16 protein-coding genes are annotated in these 18,367 nt (G+C 65.7%); 5 read left to right on the forward strand and 11 right to left on the reverse strand.

Annotated elements, in window-relative coordinates; genetic code table 11:
- Positions 1-57 precede the first annotated feature (57 nt).
- Positions 58-1,200 (forward strand): serine hydrolase, encoded by a 1,143-nt coding sequence (locus E2K76_RS09780; RefSeq protein ID WP_136684114.1) that lies wholly within the window; start codon positions 58-60, stop codon positions 1,198-1,200.
- On the opposite strand, the gene E2K76_RS09785 is transcribed toward E2K76_RS09780, so the two are convergent.
- The 10 genes from E2K76_RS09785 to E2K76_RS09830 form a co-directional block, all read right to left on the reverse strand.
- Positions 1,201-2,847, reverse strand: coding sequence for an ABC transporter ATP-binding protein (locus E2K76_RS09785; protein WP_136684115.1), 1,647 nt, complete (start codon positions 2,845-2,847; stop codon positions 1,201-1,203).
- Positions 2,847-3,695 (reverse strand): ABC transporter permease, encoded by an 849-nt coding sequence (locus tag E2K76_RS09790; RefSeq protein ID WP_136684116.1) that lies wholly within the window; start codon positions 3,693-3,695, stop codon positions 2,847-2,849. Before E2K76_RS09790 ends, E2K76_RS09785 begins: the two co-directional genes overlap by 1 nt.
- Positions 3,695-4,654, reverse strand: a complete 960-nt coding sequence (locus tag E2K76_RS09795; protein ID WP_136684117.1) for an ABC transporter permease — start codon at positions 4,652-4,654, stop codon at positions 3,695-3,697. Before E2K76_RS09795 ends, E2K76_RS09790 begins: the two co-directional genes overlap by 1 nt.
- A gap of 49 nt (positions 4,655-4,703) precedes the next feature.
- Positions 4,704-6,317 carry an ABC transporter substrate-binding protein gene (locus E2K76_RS09800; protein ID WP_136684118.1) on the reverse strand — a complete coding sequence of 538 codons (1,614 nt, stop codon included), beginning with the start codon at positions 6,315-6,317 and terminating at the stop codon, positions 4,704-4,706.
- A gap of 58 nt (positions 6,318-6,375) precedes the next feature.
- Positions 6,376-7,104: an HAD-IA family hydrolase gene (locus E2K76_RS09805; protein WP_136684119.1), complete on the reverse strand. Its 729-nt coding sequence runs from the start codon at positions 7,102-7,104 to the stop codon at positions 6,376-6,378.
- A 133-nt stretch (positions 7,105-7,237) separates the two neighbouring features.
- A complete protein-coding gene (locus E2K76_RS09810) occupies positions 7,238-8,128 on the reverse strand; it encodes a 2-hydroxyacid dehydrogenase (RefSeq protein WP_136684120.1) in 891 nt (296 codons plus the stop codon).
- On the reverse strand, positions 8,125-9,489 hold the full coding sequence (locus E2K76_RS09815; RefSeq protein ID WP_136684121.1) for an aspartate aminotransferase family protein: 1,365 nt from the start codon (positions 9,487-9,489) through the stop codon (positions 8,125-8,127). The genes E2K76_RS09810 and E2K76_RS09815 overlap by 4 nt, the downstream gene beginning before the upstream one ends.
- Before the next feature lie 12 nt (positions 9,490-9,501).
- The gene (locus E2K76_RS09820) at positions 9,502-10,290 is read right to left on the reverse strand and encodes a GNAT family N-acetyltransferase (protein WP_136684122.1); all 789 of its coding nucleotides are present in this window, start codon (positions 10,288-10,290) and stop codon (positions 9,502-9,504) included.
- Between the two features lie 115 nt (positions 10,291-10,405).
- Positions 10,406-11,488 carry an acetylornithine deacetylase gene (gene argE, locus E2K76_RS09825; RefSeq protein WP_136684123.1) on the reverse strand — a complete coding sequence of 361 codons (1,083 nt, stop codon included), beginning with the start codon at positions 11,486-11,488 and terminating at the stop codon, positions 10,406-10,408.
- Positions 11,485-11,844, reverse strand: coding sequence for a cupin domain-containing protein (locus E2K76_RS09830; RefSeq protein WP_136684124.1), 360 nt, complete (start codon positions 11,842-11,844; stop codon positions 11,485-11,487). Before E2K76_RS09830 ends, argE begins: the two co-directional genes overlap by 4 nt.
- A gap of 197 nt (positions 11,845-12,041) precedes the next feature.
- On the opposite strand from E2K76_RS09830, the gene E2K76_RS09835 reads away from it, so the two are divergent.
- Both E2K76_RS09835 and E2K76_RS09840 read left to right on the forward strand, forming a co-directional pair.
- Positions 12,042-12,704, forward strand: coding sequence for a haloacid dehalogenase type II (locus tag E2K76_RS09835; protein ID WP_136684125.1), 663 nt, complete (start codon positions 12,042-12,044; stop codon positions 12,702-12,704).
- On the forward strand, positions 12,701-13,978 hold the full coding sequence (locus E2K76_RS09840; protein WP_136684126.1) for an NAD(P)/FAD-dependent oxidoreductase: 1,278 nt from the start codon (positions 12,701-12,703) through the stop codon (positions 13,976-13,978). Before E2K76_RS09835 ends, E2K76_RS09840 begins: the two co-directional genes overlap by 4 nt.
- On the opposite strand, the gene E2K76_RS09845 is transcribed toward E2K76_RS09840, so the two are convergent.
- Positions 13,970-14,905 (reverse strand): GNAT family N-acetyltransferase, encoded by a 936-nt coding sequence (locus E2K76_RS09845; protein WP_136684127.1) that lies wholly within the window; start codon positions 14,903-14,905, stop codon positions 13,970-13,972. The two genes, E2K76_RS09840 and E2K76_RS09845, sit on opposite strands and share 9 nt — an antisense overlap.
- Positions 14,906-15,066: 161 nt before the next feature.
- On the opposite strand from E2K76_RS09845, the gene E2K76_RS09850 reads away from it, so the two are divergent.
- Both E2K76_RS09850 and E2K76_RS09855 read left to right on the forward strand, forming a co-directional pair.
- Positions 15,067-15,954: an AraC family transcriptional regulator gene (locus E2K76_RS09850; RefSeq protein ID WP_169053257.1), complete on the forward strand. Its 888-nt coding sequence runs from the start codon at positions 15,067-15,069 to the stop codon at positions 15,952-15,954.
- Between the two features lie 242 nt (positions 15,955-16,196).
- A complete protein-coding gene (locus tag E2K76_RS09855) occupies positions 16,197-18,344 on the forward strand; it encodes a TonB-dependent siderophore receptor (RefSeq protein WP_136684129.1) in 2,148 nt (715 codons plus the stop codon).
- Positions 18,345-18,367: the final 23 nt, after the last annotated feature.

Genomic DNA, 18,367 nt, shown 5'->3' on the forward strand with positions numbered 1-18,367 from the left:
GCATACCCTTGCCGCCATGGAGAACCCGGAATCGGGTCACGCAGGCAAGGAAGATAGATGAGCAGGCTTGGCATTCTTTTCGCGACGGTGGCCCTTGCGGCCCCCGCCCATGCGCAAACCCCCACCGGACGGCAGATTGCGGACATCCCAGAACAGGTCTTTCGCCCGGTGATCGAGGAATACGACATCCCCGGCCTTGCGGTCGGCGTCACGCTGGATGGCAAGCAGTTCTTCTTCACCGACGGCCTTGCGGATCGCGCCACCGCACGCGCGGTGGACGAGGACACGCTGTTCGAGCTTGGATCGAACAGCAAGCTGTTCAACGTCGCGCTGGCGGCACTGGCCGAGGAAAAGGGCCTGCTGTCTCTGGATGACGCGGTGTCCACCCGCATCCCGGCGCTGGCGGGCGGCGCGTTCGACCGGATCACGCTTGACGATCTGGCGGCACATGCGACGGATGGCCTTCCGCTTCAGGTGCCGGACGGGATCGCGGACGATGCGGCGCTTCTGCGGTATCTGACGGAATGGCAGCCCAGCGAAGGGGGCCTGCGGTCCTATTCCAACGTGAGCATCGGGCTTCTGGGCCGGATCGCGGGCGAGACCTTCGGCGGGACATACGAGGAGGCGCTGAAGGCGCAGTTGTTGCCGGGTCTTGGGCTGGACAGCACCTTCGTGACCGTTCCCGATGATGCGGCGGGGCGGTATGCCTTCGGCTATTCCCGCACCGACGACAGCCCGGTGCGGGTCAATCCGGGAATGCTGGACGCCGAAGCCTATGGCATCAAATCCAGCATTCTGGACATGACGCGTTTCGTCGATGCGCAACTCGGCAATCTCGACCTCGATCCCGAAATCGCGGCGGCGCTGGCGCGGACGCAGGTGCCGGGATTCGACACCGCGCAGTTCGGGCAGGCGATGATCTGGGAGGTCTATCCGTGGCCGGTGGACCCTGCGCGGATCGAGGCGGGCAATTCGTCGGACATGGCGTTGAAACAGCAACCGATGGAGCGACGCTCGGGTCCGGCGGAGGGTCCGGTCTTCCTGAACAAGACCGGGGCGACGAATGGCTTCGGGTCCTATGTCGCCATGGTCCCGTCGGAAAACATCGGCGTCGTCGTGCTGGCGAACCGGAACTACCCCAACACCGTCCGGGCCAGCGCGACGCTGGACCTGATCGAACGGGTGCTGGAGGCGCGCTGATCAGCGCCGCATGAACTGCGCCATAAGCTCGGGGTCCTGCTCCAGCCCTTTCAGCCAGCCGGTGTCAAGCTGCGGGATCGAGGAGATGAGCAAGCGCGAATAGGGATGCGTTGCGTCGCGCATCCCGGTTGCGGGCAGGGCCTCGACCACCTTGCCCTTCAGCATCACCAGAACCTCGTCGCAGATCGCCTCCACAGTCGAAAGATCGTGGCTGATGAACATGTAGCTCAGATGCAGTTCGCGTTGCAGCTCCTTCAGCAGATCGAGGATCGCGGCCGCCACGACGGTATCCAGCGCGGATGTGATCTCGTCGCACAGGATCAACTCCGGCTCGGCCGCCAATGCGCGGGCAAGGTTGACCCGCTGCTTCTGGCCGCCCGAAAGCTCCGACGGCAGACGGTGGCGCAGGGCGGCGGGCAGGTGGACCATGTCCAGAAGCTCGATCACGCGCCGGTCGCGCGCGGCCCCCTTGGTGCCATGATAGAAGGTCAGCGGGCGGGCAAGGATCGCGCCGACCGATTGCGCCGGGTTCAAGGCGGTATCGGCAAGCTGGAACACGATCTGCGCACGGCGAAGCTGGTCCTTGCTGCGATGGGCAAGGTCGGGATGCAGGTCAGTGCCGTCGAACCGCACCTTGCCGCGATAGGCGGGAAGGATGCCCGCGATGGCCCGCGCCAGCGTGGATTTGCCGGAACCGGATTCCCCGATGACCCCAAGGTTGCGCCCCCGTTCCAGCCTGAAGCTGACATCGTCGAGGATCTTCGCCGCAGGCTCGCCGTTGCGCACCGCGCCATAGCCCGCGAAAAGACCCCGAACCTCCAGAATGGTCCCGCCGGGGCTGGCGGCGGGCACATGCGGCACCGGCTCGAACGCATCCAGAAGCTGGCGGGTATAGGGGTGGGTCGGCGCGTTCAGGATCTGCTCGGTCGTGCCTTCCTCCTGAATCTCGCCGCCCTTCAGCACGATGATGCGGTCGGCGATCTGGGCGACGACGGCAAGGTCGTGGCTGACATAGACGCCGGCCATCGCGCTTTTGTCCATGACGGCGCGAAAGGCACGCAGCACCTCGATCTGGGTGGTCACGTCCAGCGCGGTCGTCGGCTCGTCGAAGATCACCAGCGACGGATCGCCGATCAGCGCCATCGCCGCCGAAAGCCGCTGCAACTGCCCGCCCGAAACCTGGTGGGGATAGCGCGCGCCGATGGTGTCGGGGTTCGGCAAGGCCAGCGCGCGGAACAGATCGCGCGCCTTCGCCTCGGCCTGATCGCGGGGCATCAGGCGGTGGATCTCGGTCACTTCGACCACCTGATCCATGATGCGTTTCGACGGGTTGAACGCCGCCGCCGCCGATTGCGGCACATAGGACACCTCGGTCCCGCGCAGCGCCGCACGGCGGGCCTCGCGCATGCCGGTCACGTCATGGCGGCCAAGGCGGATCGTGCCGCCGGTGATGGCGCAGCCGGTGCGGGTATGGCCCATCAGCGATAGCGCGATGGTGGTCTTGCCCGACCCGCTTTCGCCGATCAGGGCCACGATCTCTCCGGGGGCGATGTCGAAGCTGACGCCGCCGATGATCTGGACCTGCCGCCCGGAATCGGTAACGGCGCCGATGCGAAGGTCGCGAACGGAAACGAGGGCTTCGGTCATCATTCGCTCCGATCACGGATACGGGTGGGCAGGTTGTCGATGAACAGGTTCACCGAAATGGTCAGCGAGGCGATGGCGACGCTTGGGAACACGACGGCTGGGGCGCCCAGCGACAGCCCCTCGATGTTCTCGCGCACCAATGCGCCCCAGTCTGCATGGGGCGGCTGCACGCCGATCCCAAGGAAGGACAGGCCCGACAGCACCAGCACGATGAAGACGAAGCGCAGCCCCAGATCCGCCAGGACCGGGCCAAGGATGTTCGGAAAGATCTCGCGCAGGATCAGATAGGCGAAGCCTTCGCCCCGCGCCCGCGCCACCGTCACGAAATCCATCGTGTTGACGTTGACCGCCAGCGCACGGGCGAAACGATACGATCCGGGCAGATAGATCGCCGCAAGCGTCGCGATCAGCACCGGGATCGACGATCCGACCGCTGCCACCACGACCAGACCGAACAACAGCGACGGGATGCCGTTGAACGCATCCAGAAGCCGCGACAGCAGCGTGTCGAACCAGCCGCCGACGACCCCCGCGATCATGCCCAGCAGCACCCCGCCCGCGCAGGCCAGCACCACCGAAGCCAGCGCGATCCCGACGGTATAGCGCGCGCCCATCAACACGCGCGAAAGAATGTCCCGGCCCAGATAGTCGGTGCCCATCCAGTATTGCCCGCTCATCCCGCCGAAATAGTCCCAGTCCACCATCTCGCCCGGCGGATAGGGGGCAAGCCATGGCCCGATGAAGGCGATCACCGCCCAGAACAGAATGATCGCCAGCCCGATACGGCCCGTCCAGTTGAAGGAATAGCCAAGGCGCGCGGGGGTGGGAATGCGAAGGGACAGGGACATCAACGGCGCAACCTCGGATTGGAAAGAAGGGCAACAACGTCCGCAATGGTGATCAGCAGCAGATAGCTGATGCAGAAGATCATCGCGCAGCTTTGGATCAGTGGCAGATCGCGCGTGGACACGGCATCGACCATCAGCTTTGCCACGCCGGGATAGTTGAAGACCGTCTCCACGATGATGACCCCGCCGACGAGGTAAGACAGCGACAGCGCCACCGCATTGGCGATGGGGCCGAGCGCGTTGGGCAGCGCATGGCCCAAGACCATCCGGCGCCGCGAGGCGCCTTTCAGCAGCGCCATTTCGACATAGGGTGTGTTCACAGTCTCGATCACCGCAGCGCGGGTCATGCGGATCATCTGCGCCGCCACGACGAAGGACAGCGTGATGACCGGCATCGCATAGGCGCGCAGCATCGCGCCAAGGCTGTCCACCTCGACCCCGAAGGACAGGGCCGGCAGCCAGCCCAGCCAGACGGCGAAGATCAGCACGGCCAGCGTTGCCACCATGAATTCAGGCACCGAGATGACCGAGATCGTCAGCACAGATACGATCCGGTCCAGCCACGATCCGCGCCACATGGCCGATGCGATGCCCAAGGCCAACGCCACCGGCACGCAGATGACCGTGACGATCCCGGCCAGCCGCAGCGAATTGGCAAGTCGCCCCGCCAGCATGTCCGACACCTGCACATTGTTGACATAGGACATGCCCAGATCGCCGGTGAACAGCCCGCGCAGCCAGGACAGGAACCGCCAGATCGCAGGCTCGTCCAGGCCCATTGCGGTGCGAAGTCCGGCCACGGCCTCGGGCGTTGCGGCCTGACCCAGAAGGATCTCGGCCACGTCGCCGGGCAGCAGCTCGGTCGCGAAGAAGACGGCGAAGGACACGATCAGCAAAGTGATCGCGGCAATGCCGAGACGCTGCCCCACGAGCAGCCATGTGGTCGCCGAACGCAGCATCGGACACCTCCTTTGGCGGGAAGCCCCCGCCGATGCGGGGGCCGGGATGTCAGGCTTCCAGCCAGACGTATTCGGCGAAGGCATAACCCATCTGCCCGCCCAGCGGGTTGGGGGCCAGACCCTTCAGCTTGGACGAAAGCGCATCGACGTTGGAGATATAGGCGGGGATGAGGGTGCCGGCCTCGTTCGCGACCATCTCCTGCATCTCCCAATAGATGTCCTTGCGCAGGTTGTCGTCCAGCGCGCCACGCGCCTCGACCAGCATCGAATCGAACTTCTCGGATTTATACTGGCTTTCGTTCCACGGCGCGTCCGATGCGTAAAGCAGCGAGAACAGGATGTCGGGCGTCGGGCGCGGGTTGATGTTGCCGAAATGGATCGCCGATTTCAGCCAGTAGTTCGACCAGTAGCCATCCGCCGGAACGCGCTGCACATCGAAGGGCATGCCCGCCTCGGACCCGGCCTGCTGGACGACCATCGCCATGTCCACCGCCGAGGTCGGCGCGTCGGAGGTCACGATCGGAATCGCCTGCCCCAGAACGCCCGCCTTTTCGAACAGCGATTTCGCGCGTTCGGGATCGTATGCGCGCGGCGCGATGTTCGGATTGTGATAGCGGTCCATGGCCGAGACCGGCTGATCGTTCCCCACCGTGCCAAGACCGCGCAGCACGCCGTTCACGATGGCGTCGCGGTTCATCAGGTATTTCATCCCCTCGACGAAGCCGGCCTTGGTGCCGGGGTCCATGTCCAGACGGATGTTGAGGTTGGTATAGTTCCCCGAGGTCGTGACCGAAGTCTGTACGTGGCTTTGCCCTTCCAGCATCCGCATCGAACGCGGGTTGATCGAGGCGCCCATGTGGATGTCGCCCGACAGCACCGCATTGACGCGGGCATTGTTGTCCGAAATGGCGAAATATTCGAAGCTGTCGAGGTAAGGCCCCTGCCCCTTGAAGTAATTCGCGTTCTTCGTGCCGATGGAGCGCACGCCGGGCTCGAACGTCTCGCATACGAAGGCGCCGGTGCCGTTGGCCTTGGTGAAGTCGGTGGTGCCTTCCGCCACGATCATGAAATGGTGCAGCGACAGGATCACCGGAAGGTCGGCATTGGCCGCGGCCAGCACGAATTTCACGGTCAGATCATCCACCGCCGACACTTCGGCGATCTGTTTCGCGATGGTCGCGGCCTTGGACCCCACGGCGGGATCGGTGTGGCGCTTCATGGAATAGACGACATCGGCGGCGGTCAGCGATTTGCCGTCATGGAAGGTCACACCCGGCTTCAGCTTCACCTGCCATGTCAGCGCATCGCTCGTCTCGATGCTTTCGGCCAGTTCCATCTGTGCCGTGCCCTTCTCGTCCAGGAAGGTCAGGCGGTTGTAGAAGGCGCAGCAGCGGACGTAATCGGTCGAAAGCGACGCCTTGGCCGGGTCCAGCGTATCGGCGGTCGAAGCCGACCAGCCCGCGCCCTTCAGGTGCCCGCCCGTCACCGGCGTCTGTGCCACGGCGGCACCGGCGCGCAGCAGCAGACTGCCGCCCGCACCCATCGCAACTCCGGATGCCATCAGCATCTTCAGCAGGTCGCGCCGCGAGGCACCCCTGCGGATGGCGGCCTCGACCATCGCGTCGTCACGGCCCGTCCAGTTGTTCGGTCTGTAGTCTTTCATCGCATTCCCCTGTTGGAAGTGCCCGGCGGTTCTGGCGACCGCCTCCGGGCCTTGAAAGTCACTTGAACGCTTCGTCCGCCGCATCGGCCAGTTCGGCCAGCGCGTGGTAGTGGTAGTCCGGCTTGGTGAAGGCCGCAGGTTCGATGGTGCCCCCGTATCCGTCCTGCGCATGGCGGCGCTGAATCCAGGCGTTGGTCATCCCAAGCTCGCGCGAGATGCCGATGTCGTGATGCTGGCTTTGCGCGGTGTGCAGGATGTCGTCTTTCGTGCCGCCCTGCTGGGCGACGAAATCGAAAACCTGATGGAAGAAGGCGGGGTCGGGCTTTTCGGTGCCCGTATCGTCGGTGGTGAAGGATGCCCAGAAGGGGTTGCCCAGCTTCTGCTCGTATTTTTCGAACGCCCAGCGGCGGGCATTGGTCATCGCGATCAGCCGGTAATGGGTCTTCAGCCGGGCCATCGCCTCGACGCTGTCGGGAAAGGGTTTCGCCTCACCCACCGCGTCGATCATGAACTGGCGGTTCGCGGGCGTGTCGGGCAGGCCCAGTGCGGCGGCGATGCGGCCATAGCAGCGGCCCAGATCGTCGGGAAACCGTGCCGCGCCGTCTTCGTAGCGGGCGGCGCGGTAATGGGTCAGTGCCTGTTCGGCATCGACGGTCATCCCGGCATCGGCAGCAATCTTCGCCAGCCCCCCGGTGATCGCGCCTTCGAAATCGATCAGCGTGCCGACCACGTCGAACGAGACGTAGGCGAAACGGTCGAGCGGCTTTGCGGCGGTATCGGTCGCCATATCGGGCAGTCCTTTCTGTTCTGGATCGCCGGGCCTTCCCTTGACGATCAGGTTCGCCTTGTTCCGCGCTTGGGAGTTGCCGAAACCCGGCAGGCCAGCAGCAGATTGTTTCGTATTCAGCCGGGGCGCGGCATCAGTAGCCGCGCGCCCTGTCCACCGCCCCCGGCACGGGCGCGCCATTCCGCAGCGCGCGCAGGACGGCCAGCGCATGCTCGGCCCCTTCGACCGCATCGGTGACCGCAGCGATATGCGGCGTCACGATCACGCGCGGATCTGCCCATGCCCAATGACCGGGCGGCAGCGGCTCGGGGTTCGTCACGTCCAGCATCGCGAAATCCAGCGTCACGCCCAATGCCCGGCGCAGCGCGTCCATATCCAGCTGCGCACCCCGCCCGGCATGAACCAGCCGCGCCCCCTTCGGCAGGGCGGCGAAGAACGCATCGTCCATCATCCCCCGCGTCTGATCGGTCAGCGGCAGAAGGCAGACGACGATGTCGGTGCGCGCAAGGAAGGCGCCAAGGTCGGTGAAAACCTCCACCCCGTCCACCGGATCGCCTGACCGGCTCCACCCCGCGACGGGAAAGCCGAGGGAGGAGAGGCCCTGCGCGACAAGCCGACCGATGCGGCCCATGCCCATGATCCCCACGCGGCGCGTGCGGGCAAGCGCCGCGCCATGTCCGGCCCATTCCCCGCGCGAGGCCCGTTCCAGATAAAGCGGCAGGTCGCGGTGCATTGCCAGCACGGCCATCACCGTCCAATCGCGGACCATCGCCTCGATCCCCGGCGCAAGCGTGCGGGACAGAACGACCCGGTCCGGCATGGGCGGCATGTGATCCGTTCCCGCCCCGACACAGATCACCGCCCGCAGGTTTGGGAACCGCGCAAGGTCGGGCGGGGTCCAGCAGGCAATCTCGGTCACCGCCTCGGGGTCGGAGTCGTCCAGCAGGATCGGCTCCCCCGCCTCGGCAAAGACACGCGACCAGACCGCCGCCCGTTCGGGCAGGGAGATCAGCAGAAGCGTCATCCGCGCAGGACCGCGCGGATTTCGGGATCGTCCAGCGTCAGGTCCAACACGCGGCGGGTGCGGGCGACGATCTGGTCGATCTCGTCATCCGTGCAGCACAGAGGCGGGGCATAGCCGAAGATGCCCTGCGGGAAGGACCGCACGATCAGCCCCTGCTCCCACGCGCGGTCGAACAGGCGCGTTGCGGGCTGGACGGCGGCGGGCAGCGGGGTCTTGGCGTCCTTGTCCGTCACCAGTTCGACCGCCGCCAGCATCCCCCGGCCCCGCACGTCGCCCACCAGCGGGTGATCGCGCAGCGTCGCAAGGCCCGCTTGCAGACGCGCACCTGCACGGCGCCCGTTTTCCAGCAGCCCGCCCTCGTAAAGCGCCAGAACCTCCAGCGCGACGGCGGCAGAAACCGGATGCGCAGAATAGGTGAAACCATGCCCCACCGCCTTGCCCCCCGCCCCTTCGGCAATGGTTTCATAGACATGGTCGCGCATGAACACCGCGCCCATCGGCACATAGCCCGAAGTCAGCCCCTTGGCCGTGGTCATCAGGTCGGGCACGATCCCTTCGTCGTCGCTTGCGAACAGGGGGCCGGTGCGGCCGAAACCGGTGATGACCTCGTCGGCCACGACCAGCACGCCGTATTCGGCGCAGACATCGGCCATCGCCTTGACCCAGCCCTTCGGCGGCACCAGAACACCGCCCGACCCCTGGATCGGTTCGATATAGAAGGCGGCGACGCGGTCCGGCCCGATCGCCTCGATCTTGGCGCGCAGTTCCGCGACCGAGGCGGCGGTGATGTCGGCGTTCGGGTTGCGATAGGCGTAGTGCGACGAAATCTTGTGCTGCCAATCGTAAGGCACGCCGAAGCCGTCATGGAACCCCGGCAGCGCCGTCAGCCCCGCGCCCATCGTGGTCGATCCGTGATATCCCTGCTGGACCGAGATGAACTGATCGCGCCCCGGCTGCCCCTTGGCGTGCCAGTAATAGCGGATGAAGCGGATCGTGCTGTCCACCGCGTCCGAACCGCCCAGCGTGAAGTAGATGTGGTTCAGATCGCCGGGGCTGCGTTCCGCCAGCGCAGCGGCCAGACGGATCGGCGCCTCGGCCCCCAGATCGAAATAGCCGGTGGCATAGGGCAGACGGCGCATCTGTTCTGCCGCAGCCTCAACGATGCTTTCATGGCCATAGCCCGCGTTCACGCACCACAGCCCAGCGAAACCGTCGATCAGCTGGCGTCCTTCGGCATCCGTGACGATGGCGCCCTTTGCCGAGGACAGCACCCGCACCCCCCGCGCCTCGTGCCCGCGAAAGGACGAGACCGGATGGACCAGATGGCGGCGGTCGAGTTCGACGAGTGAGTTGGAAAGCATGGAAAACTCCGTTCAGCCCAAGGCTTGCGATACGAGGGCGTATGTCTTGAAATCCGATGGCACAGCGGGGCGCGCGCCGCGCGTCATCGCGATACCGCCCCCGACATGCGCAAGGCCGAGCGAGGCGGCGAAATCCGAAAGCCCGCGCGCAAGGTCCACGCGCAGGAAACCGCCCGCACAGCGCCGCGCCGCTTCGGCCAGCAAGGCGCGGGCGGAAGCGTCGTTCGAGGCGACGATGGGGCCGACCAGCCGCCCTCGCCCAAAATCGCGCAGGACGGTAAAGCCGCCGGTCGTGCGAAGCCCCACGCCCCCCATCCGGGCCAGAAGGTTCGTCCGGTCCATGCCACTGGCGGCAAGGTCGAGCGCCGGATCGGGCTCGCCCTCCGTCACCGCCTGTTCCGGCGTTGCGGTCAGTGCGATCCCCTGATGCTGCGCGATGGTGCCGGTGGCGACGAAGCCCAGCTTCTCATACAGCGGCAGACCGTCGGTGGTGGCAACCAGCCGCATCGCGCGCGGGCCTGCGCGGTCCATAACCGCCGCCATCAATTCGCGACCCAATCCCCGTCCACGCATCGACGCGTCCACGATGATCATGCTGAGCGTCGCGACATCCCCGAAGCACGAGCAAAGCGCGGTGCCGACCACGACCTCGCCATCCAGCGCCACGACCCCGTCCGAGACGGACAGCGTCAGCGCCCAATCCTCGGCCCGGTGCGGCCAGCCCGCCTGCTGCGACAGGCGCAGCGCACCCGCCAGGTGCTGGGGGCCGAAGGTCTCGATGCGGTGTTTCGTCGTGGTCATGGGGTCAATCCTGTTTGATCCAGCCTAGGTCGGGCGTTCCGGCATGATCGCCCTTCTGCGCGCGGCGGGCGGCAGTTTGCTGCGGAAGCATCACAGGCCGCCGCAGAAAATGCCGTCACCCCGCCGCGACCGCCCGGATCATCGCGCAGGCCTCGTGCAGCTCGGTGCGGGTCAGGTATTCCTCGGGGCGGTGGGCGCGGGCAATGTCGCCGGGTCCGCAGATGATCGCGGGAATGCCCGCCTGCTGGAACAGCCCCGCTTCGGTGCCATAGCTGACCGCGCCAAGTGGTTCCTGCCCCGTCACCCGCGTCATCAGATCGGCCAGTGGATCGGCACGGTCCAAAGCCAGCGCGGGATAGGAGGACAGCCATTCCGCCGCAACACCTGCCGCCAGCACCGGGCCCAGAAGCGAGCGGGGATCGACGCCATGGATCGCGCGGGCCTCCACCTCCGCCTCGGCATGGCCGGGAACGATGTTCAGCGCCTGCCCGCCTTTGACGGTGCCTATCTGGATCGTGGAATAAGGCGGAACGAAGCGCGCATCCTGCGGCCCGTCCTCCAGCGCGCGGGCCTGCGCCTCGGCGGCGGTCAGGGCGGGCAGCAGCGCATGGATGGCGTTGATGCCCAGATCGGGGCGCGAGCTGTGGGCCGGACGCCCCTTGGAGATCAGCCGGATCGCCGCCTTTCCCTTATGGGCCAGCACCGGCACCAGCCTTGATGGCTCGCCCACGATGCAGCCCGAGGGCGGCGCGCAAAGGTCCGGAAGCGCGGCGATCAGATGCGGCACGCCCCGGCATCCCGCTTCCTCGTCATAGGACAGCGCGATATGGACGGTCGCCCCAGATGCGATCAACTCCGGCACCGAGGACAGCACCGCCGCCACGAAGCCCTTCATGTCGCAGGCCCCGCGCCCGATCAGCCGATCGCCATCTTCCCGCAGGGTGAAGGGGTCGGCCAGCCATTCCGGCTCGCCCGCCGGGACGACATCGACATGACCCGACAGGATCACCCCCGCGCGCGAGGGATCGCCGATGGTGGCGAACAGGTTGAAACGGTCTCCCTCCGGCCCGCGCAGAAGCGTCGGGGCGATGCCGTGCCCGCGCAGGTGATCGGCCACGAATTCCATCAACGCGCCATTGGGTGTGCCCACGACGCTGGGGAATGCAACCAGCCGGGCCAGCATCGCCTCGGGGGTCATGATGCGAAGACGTAGATCTTGCGGACGGTGCGGATCGTCTTCCACAGCCCAACGAAGCCCGGCTTCATCACGAAACTGTCGCCCGCGACGAAGCGCTGCATCTCGCCGCCCTCCTCGGTGATCTCGACCTCGCCTTCCAGCAGGTGGCAGAATTCGAACGCTTCGCCCTTGATCGAGCGGGTGGTGCCGGGGGTCGCCTCCCAGATGCCGGTGCGGGTCTGGGTCCAGGTGCCATTGGATTCGTCCAGCGGCCATGTCTTGAACGACGGCGAACCTTCCACCAGACGGTCCGGGGCGGGCAGGTCCTCGCGCGGGGCGAAGGCGGGCGTGGGTTCGATGCGGTGCAGCAGGCTCATGTCATATCCTTTCGTTGCCCACCCACCATGACCGGCGCGCGCACATGGGCGGCACCGTTGTTCCGGGCGCGGCGGCATCCGCTGCCGCATCGGGGGGCGAATACGCAATATCCTGCGCCCAAAGCCCGGACTGCGGCAATCCGTGTTGCCGAAGCGGGGCGATGGTGATGGAGAACAGGAACGCCCGGAGAGACGAGATGACCTTCCGCCCCAAACTCATCACTTTCGACTGCCACGGCACGATGATCTTCTTCGACATGGCCGGAGCCGCACGCGACCATTACGGCGCGGCGCTGGGCGATCGGATCGACGGCTTCATCGCCGATTTCGCCGCATACAGGCTGGACGAGGTGCTGGGCGCGTGGAAACCCTATGCCGAGGTGGTGCACAATTCGCTGGAGCGCACCTGCAAGCGCAACGGTGTCGCCTTCGATCCTGCCGTTGCCGCGGATATCTATGACCGCGTGCCGACCTGGGGCCCGCATGCGGACGTGCCCGCGGGCCTTCAGCGCATCGCCGGAAAGATCCCGCTGGTGGCGCTGACCAATTCCATGAACGTCCAGATCCCGCACAATATCGCGCGCCTTGGCGCACCGATCGACCATGTGTTCACCGCCGAAAGCGCAGGGGCCTACAAGCCGCAGATGCAGGCGTTCGAATATATGTTCGACCAGCTTGGCTGCGGCCCCGAGGATGTGCTGCACGTCTCGTCCAGCTTCCGCTATGACCTGATGACGGCGCATGATCTGGGCATCCGGAACAAGGTCTGGGTGAACCGCGGCCACGAACCCGCGAACCCCTATTACGGCTATACCGAGGTGAAGGACATCTCTGGCCTGGCCGAGGTGGTCGGGCTGTGAAATACGCGTCCTACTGGCATGACAGCGCAGTGCCCTTCGCCGATGGGCAGCAAGGCCCGGTCGAAGGGAGCTTCGACGTCGCCGTGATCGGCGCGGGGTTCACCGGACTTTCCGCCGCGCTGAAGCTGGCGAAGGCGGGGGTGCGCGTCGCCGTGCTGGAGGGCGCGCATGTCGGTGCGGGCGCGTCGGGACGCAATGGCGGGCATCTGAACAACGGGATCGCGCATGGCTATGCCGCCGCCAAGGCGCATCTGGGCGATGCGCGCGCCCATGCGCTCTACCACGCCTATGACCGCTCGATCGACCTGATCGAGCAGACCATCGCCGAAGAAGGCATCGCCTGCGACTTTCGCCGCTCGGGCAAGCTGAAGCTGGCGTCCAAGGCCAGCCATGTCGCGGGGCTGCGCGCGAACTTCGAGCTGATCCATGCCGAAGTCGATCCCGACACCGCATGGCTGGAGAAGGCCGATCTGGCGGGCGAGGTCGGATCGGATGCGTTTCACGGCGCGATGCTGTATCGCAAATCGGCGATGATGCATATGGGCCGCTACGTCAACGGCCTTGCGGCGGCGGCGCATAGGCGTGGCGCGCTGGTCTGGGAAAACGCCCCCGTCATCGCCCGCAAGCAGGTTCAGGGCGGGTGGGAGCTGCAGACGCCGCGCGGAGCCCTGCGCGCGGGCCGCGTCATCGCGGCAACGGGGGCATATGGCACGACCCCAACGCTGAAATACTTCCGACGCCGCATCATCTCGGTCGGGTCCTTCATCGTCGCGACACGGCCCCTGACGGATGCCGAAGCGGCGGACGTCATGCCCGGCAACCGCACTTGCGTGACATCGCTGAACATCGGGAATTATTTCCGCCTGTCGCCCGACAACCGGCTGATCTTCGGCGGGCGGGCGCGCTTCTCGTCGCGGTCGGACCAGACCTCGGATGCGAAATCGGGGCTGATCCTGCGCCGGTCGATGGCGTCGATCTTTCCCCGGCTGGCGGATGTCCAGATCGACTATTGCTGGGGCGGGCTGGTGGACATGACCAAGGACCGCTTCCCGCGTGCCGGAGAGGCGGAGGGTATGCTGTTCGGCATGGGCTATTCCGGGCACGGGGCGCAGATGTCCACGCTTGTCGGACACTCTTTGGCGGATATGGCGATGGGTCGGGATACGAACCCACTGGCGGGCATGGATTGGCCCGCGATCCCCGCGCATAGCGGCAGGCCGTGGTTCCTGCCGCTGGTTGGCATGTGGTTCGGGCTGAAAGACCGCCTATCCTAGCGAATGCGAGGCGAGGCCATAGGTGATGGCCCCGCTGGTCGCCCGCCGGTGCGGGCCGATCCGCATTTCCGTCACAGTGTCGAACGGAACGATGCCTGCGTCCTTCAGGAAGGCAGTGAACCGCTCGCTTTCGACAGGCGTGTCGAGCCGCATGAACATTCCCGTCCGGATCAGCGGCGCGACAAGCTGGATCGCCATCTCGTCATCCTCGGCCACGACCGGCCCGATGACCGCCCCCCTGCCGAACCGCCGCGTCAGGGCAAAGCCGCGCAGCGCGCCATCCCGCAGCGCCACCGTCCCGGTCGAAAGCGGCATCAACCGATCAATCACATGTCTGCGCGAGGCCCCATAGGCAGCCTCGTCCAGATCGCGGAGCGCGTCGCCGTCGGCATCCTCCAGCGGCCTGATCGCCAGCCCCCGCACCGGGTCCACGGGCGGGGCCTTGGCGATGCCCTGCTGCTGGTGGATGATCCCGACCGGGGTGAATCCGGCCGTCTCATACAGCCGGTATCCCGACCGCGTCGCGCTCAGCCGCAGGTCGCGCCCTGCGCAATCGCGCATGATGCTCTGCAACAGCCAGCGCCCCGCGCCCAGTGCCTGAAGACGCGGCGCCGTGACCATCATCCCCAGCATCGCGAAATCCTCGCCCATCGCGAAATACATCGCCGATCCCACGGGTCTACCGATCTCGTCCGTGGCCAGATACCCCTGCCCCAGCGACAGGAACAGATCCAGATCGTGATCGCGGTGAGGCCAAAGCACGCTGACGGTCAATTCATGCAGCAGGCGGCGCTGCGCCAGCCCGATCGGCTGCGTCTGTGCGTTATAGGCGTCGATCTTCAGCCTTTGCTCGGCAGTGGCGGAGCCTTTGGCAAGAAACGCCTCCATCCGCTGCTCTGCCGACATTTGCGGCTTGCCCTGTCCCATCCGGCTGGCGCTCTCCCACGTTTTGGGAAAGTTTATGCGCGAACGGCCGCGATATCCTGCCGTATTGAGTGCGAAGATCGAAGATTATGCCATATTGCGCGATGGAACGCCGCGCGGGGCCGATGTAAATGTCGATCCGACCGCAGGCCGAAGGACGATGGATGGGATTCTCGCGCAACCTGACCTATCGGACCGAGGGGATCGAGGTGACGGCGCCGCTGCGCTATCGCCATTTCGACACGGTGATCGCCGATCTGTGGCATGCCCGGGCAAAGCCCGATGCAAGTGGCTTCTATGCCTCGCACAACCCGCGGATCATCGTCTTCTTCGACGATGTGGGCGATGCGATCCGCATCACCAATGACGAGGGCAGCACTGCGAGCCGCCCGATGGCGCGGATCGCCTATGTGCCGCCAGGAATGCCCAGCTGGACCGCATTCTCTGCGGCCATCGGCTTCCGGCACCTTGACCTGTATCTCTCTCCGGGGCTGGCGCAGGGGATGCTTGCGGGGCGGATGGGCAAGATCGCCGCCGCTGCCGCGCTGCGCGTCATGGTCGAACGGCGCGAGCCGGGCGATCTGCTGGTCATCTCGGAACTTCTGGCCGCCGAAGTCGCAGCCCCGAAACATGGCGAGGTCTATGTGCTGGGCCTCGTGCAGGCCCTTCTGGGCGGGCTTTTCGGCGATACGGCCCGCACTCCGGCCGATCCGCGTCTGGGCGGCGCGCAGATGAGGCGTCTGCGCGAACATGTGCTGGCCCATCTGCACCGGCGCATCGGCACGGCGGAACTTGCGGCGGTGGTGGAGCTTTCGGAAAGCTGGTTTAACCGCCGTTTCCGTGCCGGCATGGGCCTGTCCGCCCAAGCCTGGATCGCCCGCCTGCGCGCCCAGCGCGCTTGCGAGATGATCGAGCAGACCGCCCTGCCGCTGCACGAGATCGCGCTGCAACTGGGATACACGGATCAGGCGCATTTCACCCGCGCGGTTCGCGCCTATGTCGGTGCGACGCCCGGGGGGCTGCGGCGAGTGGCGCAGGAGACGCGCCCCTGATGCCAAAGGCAGTCGATTGGTGCAATACCGACGGCGCCGAGTTATGCTAGCTGCCAGCTTCGGCAGGACGCGTTTCGGCCCCATCCCGGAACCAGTTCGATCGGAGCCTATGCGAACAACATGACCCCAGCAGACCTCGCCGAAGTCCTGTTGCTCCGCCGATCCTGACAACCGCCCCAATCAAACGCCAGCCAGACCCCCGCGGGATCGAGCCAGCTCAGTCCATCAGACAGGAGTGCCTCATGGCATCTGAATCCCGCAGGCAGCGCCGCGTCGCGCTTGCCATCCTTCTTTCCGGCGCGGCCCTTGGCCCGGTCGCGGCGGCAGCGCAGGACACGTCCGGCGACATCCTTCTTGCCCCCATCTATATTCAGGGCGCCTCGGTCTTCGGCGAGGACAACACCGTCGTCGCAGGCTATACCGCGACCGGCAGCAAGACCGTGTCCGAGATCATCGACATCCCCGCGCAGGTTTCCGTCGTCACGCAAGAGGAACTGCGGACCCGCGCGCCCGATAACCTGATGCAGGCGCTGGCCTATACCGGCAGCGTGTCGGTGGACGAATACGGCTCGGACAACCGATACGACTTCTTCCGCATCCGGGGTTTTTCGGCCAACAGCGCAGGCACTTATCGTGACGGGCTGCCGCTGCGGTCCTTTAACTTCACCGGCGGCAAGATCGAACCTTATTCGGTCCAGCGGATCGACGTGCTGAAGGGTTCGACCTCGACCCTGTTCGGGCTGAACGGTCCGGGCGGTCTGGTGAACGTCATCACCAAACGTCCGCAGGATCTGGCCTTCGGCGAGGTCTATACCACCGTGGGCGAGGACCATGCCGAGATCGGCACCGATTTCGGCGCGCCGCTGGATGCGGACGGTGTCTGGACCTATCGCCTGACGGCAAAGGTCAAGGATGCCAAGGAGGATACCGACTTTCAGGACAACGACGCGCGTTATCTGGCCGGTGCGCTCAGCTGGAAGCCCACGGCTGCGACCTCGCTCACGCTGCTGGCGAACTGGTTCGACAGCGACGGAAACTCGGGCAACTCGATCCCCGTCGGCTCGACCGCCCCGCGCGACACCTATTTCGGAGAGCCGGGGTTCGGCGACATGGACCGCGACGAGCGCAGCTTCGGCTACGAGTTCAGCCACGATTTCGGCAACGGCCTGACCTTCCGCCAGAACGCCCGCCAGTCGAACATCGAGATGGTCTACAAGCAGGTCTATTGGGATGGCCAATCCGGGGTCGATGCGGAAGGCAATCCCCTCATCCCCGTCGAGGACCGCACATATCGCAACGCCTATCACCTCGACGGTGAGATCGACCGCTTCGCCATCGACAACCAGCTGCAATACGATACCAGCTTCGGCGACATCCAAAGCCGGACGCTGCTGGGCGCGGATTACACCGATGACGACCTGCGGGAATTCAGCCGGACCGGCACGGCGGGCGCGGTCGATCCGAACGACCCCGTGTATTGCGGACCCGATTGCATTTCCCTGCCGAATGAATCGCTGCTGGCGATGAAGCAGAAGGCGACCGGCATCTATCTGCAGCAGGAGCTGACCTTCGACGACCGCTGGATCGTGACGCTGGGCGGGCGGCACGACCGAGTGGAGACCGAGGTTCTGACCGCACCCGAGCAGGACAGCACGCAGACGGCCTTCACCAAACGCGCGGGCCTCACCTACAAGGCGACGCCGGATCTTAGCTTCTATGCCAACTATTCGGAATCGTTCAACCCGGTGTCCGGTTTCTACAATGCCTCCATCGGCGCGCTGAAACCGCAGGAAGGTGAGCAGCTTGAAGCGGGCGTAAAATACCGTCCCGGTGGCGGCGATGCCCTCATCAGCTTCGCGATCTTCGATCTGACGCAAAAGAACGCCCCGCGGACCGAGACTGTCGATGGTGCCTTCGTCACCACCCAGATCGGAGAGACGAACGTCAAAGGCGCGGAAATCGAAGCGCGGATGGCGATCAACGACGCAACGAACCTGCTGGTGGGCTATTCCTATTGGGATGCGGAAATCGTGCGTGGCTCGGCGCCGGAAACCGACGGGAACGTCCCGCAGCTGACGTCAAAGCATTCGGCGTCGGTCTGGGCGGACTACACCTTTGGGGACGGCCTGGCCATCGACGGGTTGAAGATCGGCGGCGGTGCGCGCCTTACGGGGGCGCGTTTCGCGGACGATGCGAACACCACCAAGCTGGGATCGGCCGTCGTGTTCGATGCGATGGCAAGCTATCAGCTTGGCGAGGGCACCGAGATTGCGCTGAACGTCAACAACCTGTTCGACCGCGAATACATCGCCACCAAGAACTTCGACAACATCGCGAACTTCTATGGCGACGAGCGCACCATCCGGGCGACGTTGCGCAAAAGCTGGTAAGACCGCACGGGCCCTGCAGAAGG

It is taken from the genome of Falsirhodobacter xinxiangensis (assembly GCF_004959935.1).
In the GTDB taxonomy this organism is placed as follows: Bacteria; Pseudomonadota; Alphaproteobacteria; order Rhodobacterales; family Rhodobacteraceae; genus Falsirhodobacter; species Falsirhodobacter xinxiangensis.

Coding starts and splice junctions, on each gene's coding strand:
- E2K76_RS09780 (WP_136684114.1), top strand. CDS start 58: ATGAGCAGGCTTGGCATTCTTTTCGCGACGGTGGCCCTTGCGGCCCCC.
- E2K76_RS09785 (WP_136684115.1), bottom strand. CDS start 2,847: ATGACCGAAGCCCTCGTTTCCGTTCGCGACCTTCGCATCGGCGCCGTT.
- E2K76_RS09790 (WP_136684116.1), bottom strand. CDS start 3,695: ATGTCCCTGTCCCTTCGCATTCCCACCCCCGCGCGCCTTGGCTATTCC.
- E2K76_RS09795 (WP_136684117.1), bottom strand. CDS start 4,654: ATGCTGCGTTCGGCGACCACATGGCTGCTCGTGGGGCAGCGTCTCGGC.
- E2K76_RS09800 (WP_136684118.1), bottom strand. CDS start 6,317: ATGAAAGACTACAGACCGAACAACTGGACGGGCCGTGACGACGCGATG.
- E2K76_RS09805 (WP_136684119.1), bottom strand. CDS start 7,104: ATGGCGACCGATACCGCCGCAAAGCCGCTCGACCGTTTCGCCTACGTC.
- E2K76_RS09810 (WP_136684120.1), bottom strand. CDS start 8,128: ATGACGCTTCTGCTGATCTCCCTGCCCGAACGGGCGGCGGTCTGGTCG.
- E2K76_RS09815 (WP_136684121.1), bottom strand. CDS start 9,489: ATGCTTTCCAACTCACTCGTCGAACTCGACCGCCGCCATCTGGTCCAT.
- E2K76_RS09820 (WP_136684122.1), bottom strand. CDS start 10,290: ATGACCACGACGAAACACCGCATCGAGACCTTCGGCCCCCAGCACCTG.
- argE (WP_136684123.1), bottom strand. CDS start 11,488: ATGACCCCCGAGGCGATGCTGGCCCGGCTGGTTGCATTCCCCAGCGTC.
- E2K76_RS09830 (WP_136684124.1), bottom strand. CDS start 11,844: ATGAGCCTGCTGCACCGCATCGAACCCACGCCCGCCTTCGCCCCGCGC.
- E2K76_RS09835 (WP_136684125.1), top strand. CDS start 12,042: ATGACCTTCCGCCCCAAACTCATCACTTTCGACTGCCACGGCACGATG.
- E2K76_RS09845 (WP_136684127.1), bottom strand. CDS start 14,905: ATGGGACAGGGCAAGCCGCAAATGTCGGCAGAGCAGCGGATGGAGGCG.
- E2K76_RS09850 (WP_169053257.1), top strand. CDS start 15,067: ATGGGATTCTCGCGCAACCTGACCTATCGGACCGAGGGGATCGAGGTG.
- E2K76_RS09855 (WP_136684129.1), top strand. CDS start 16,197: ATGGCATCTGAATCCCGCAGGCAGCGCCGCGTCGCGCTTGCCATCCTT.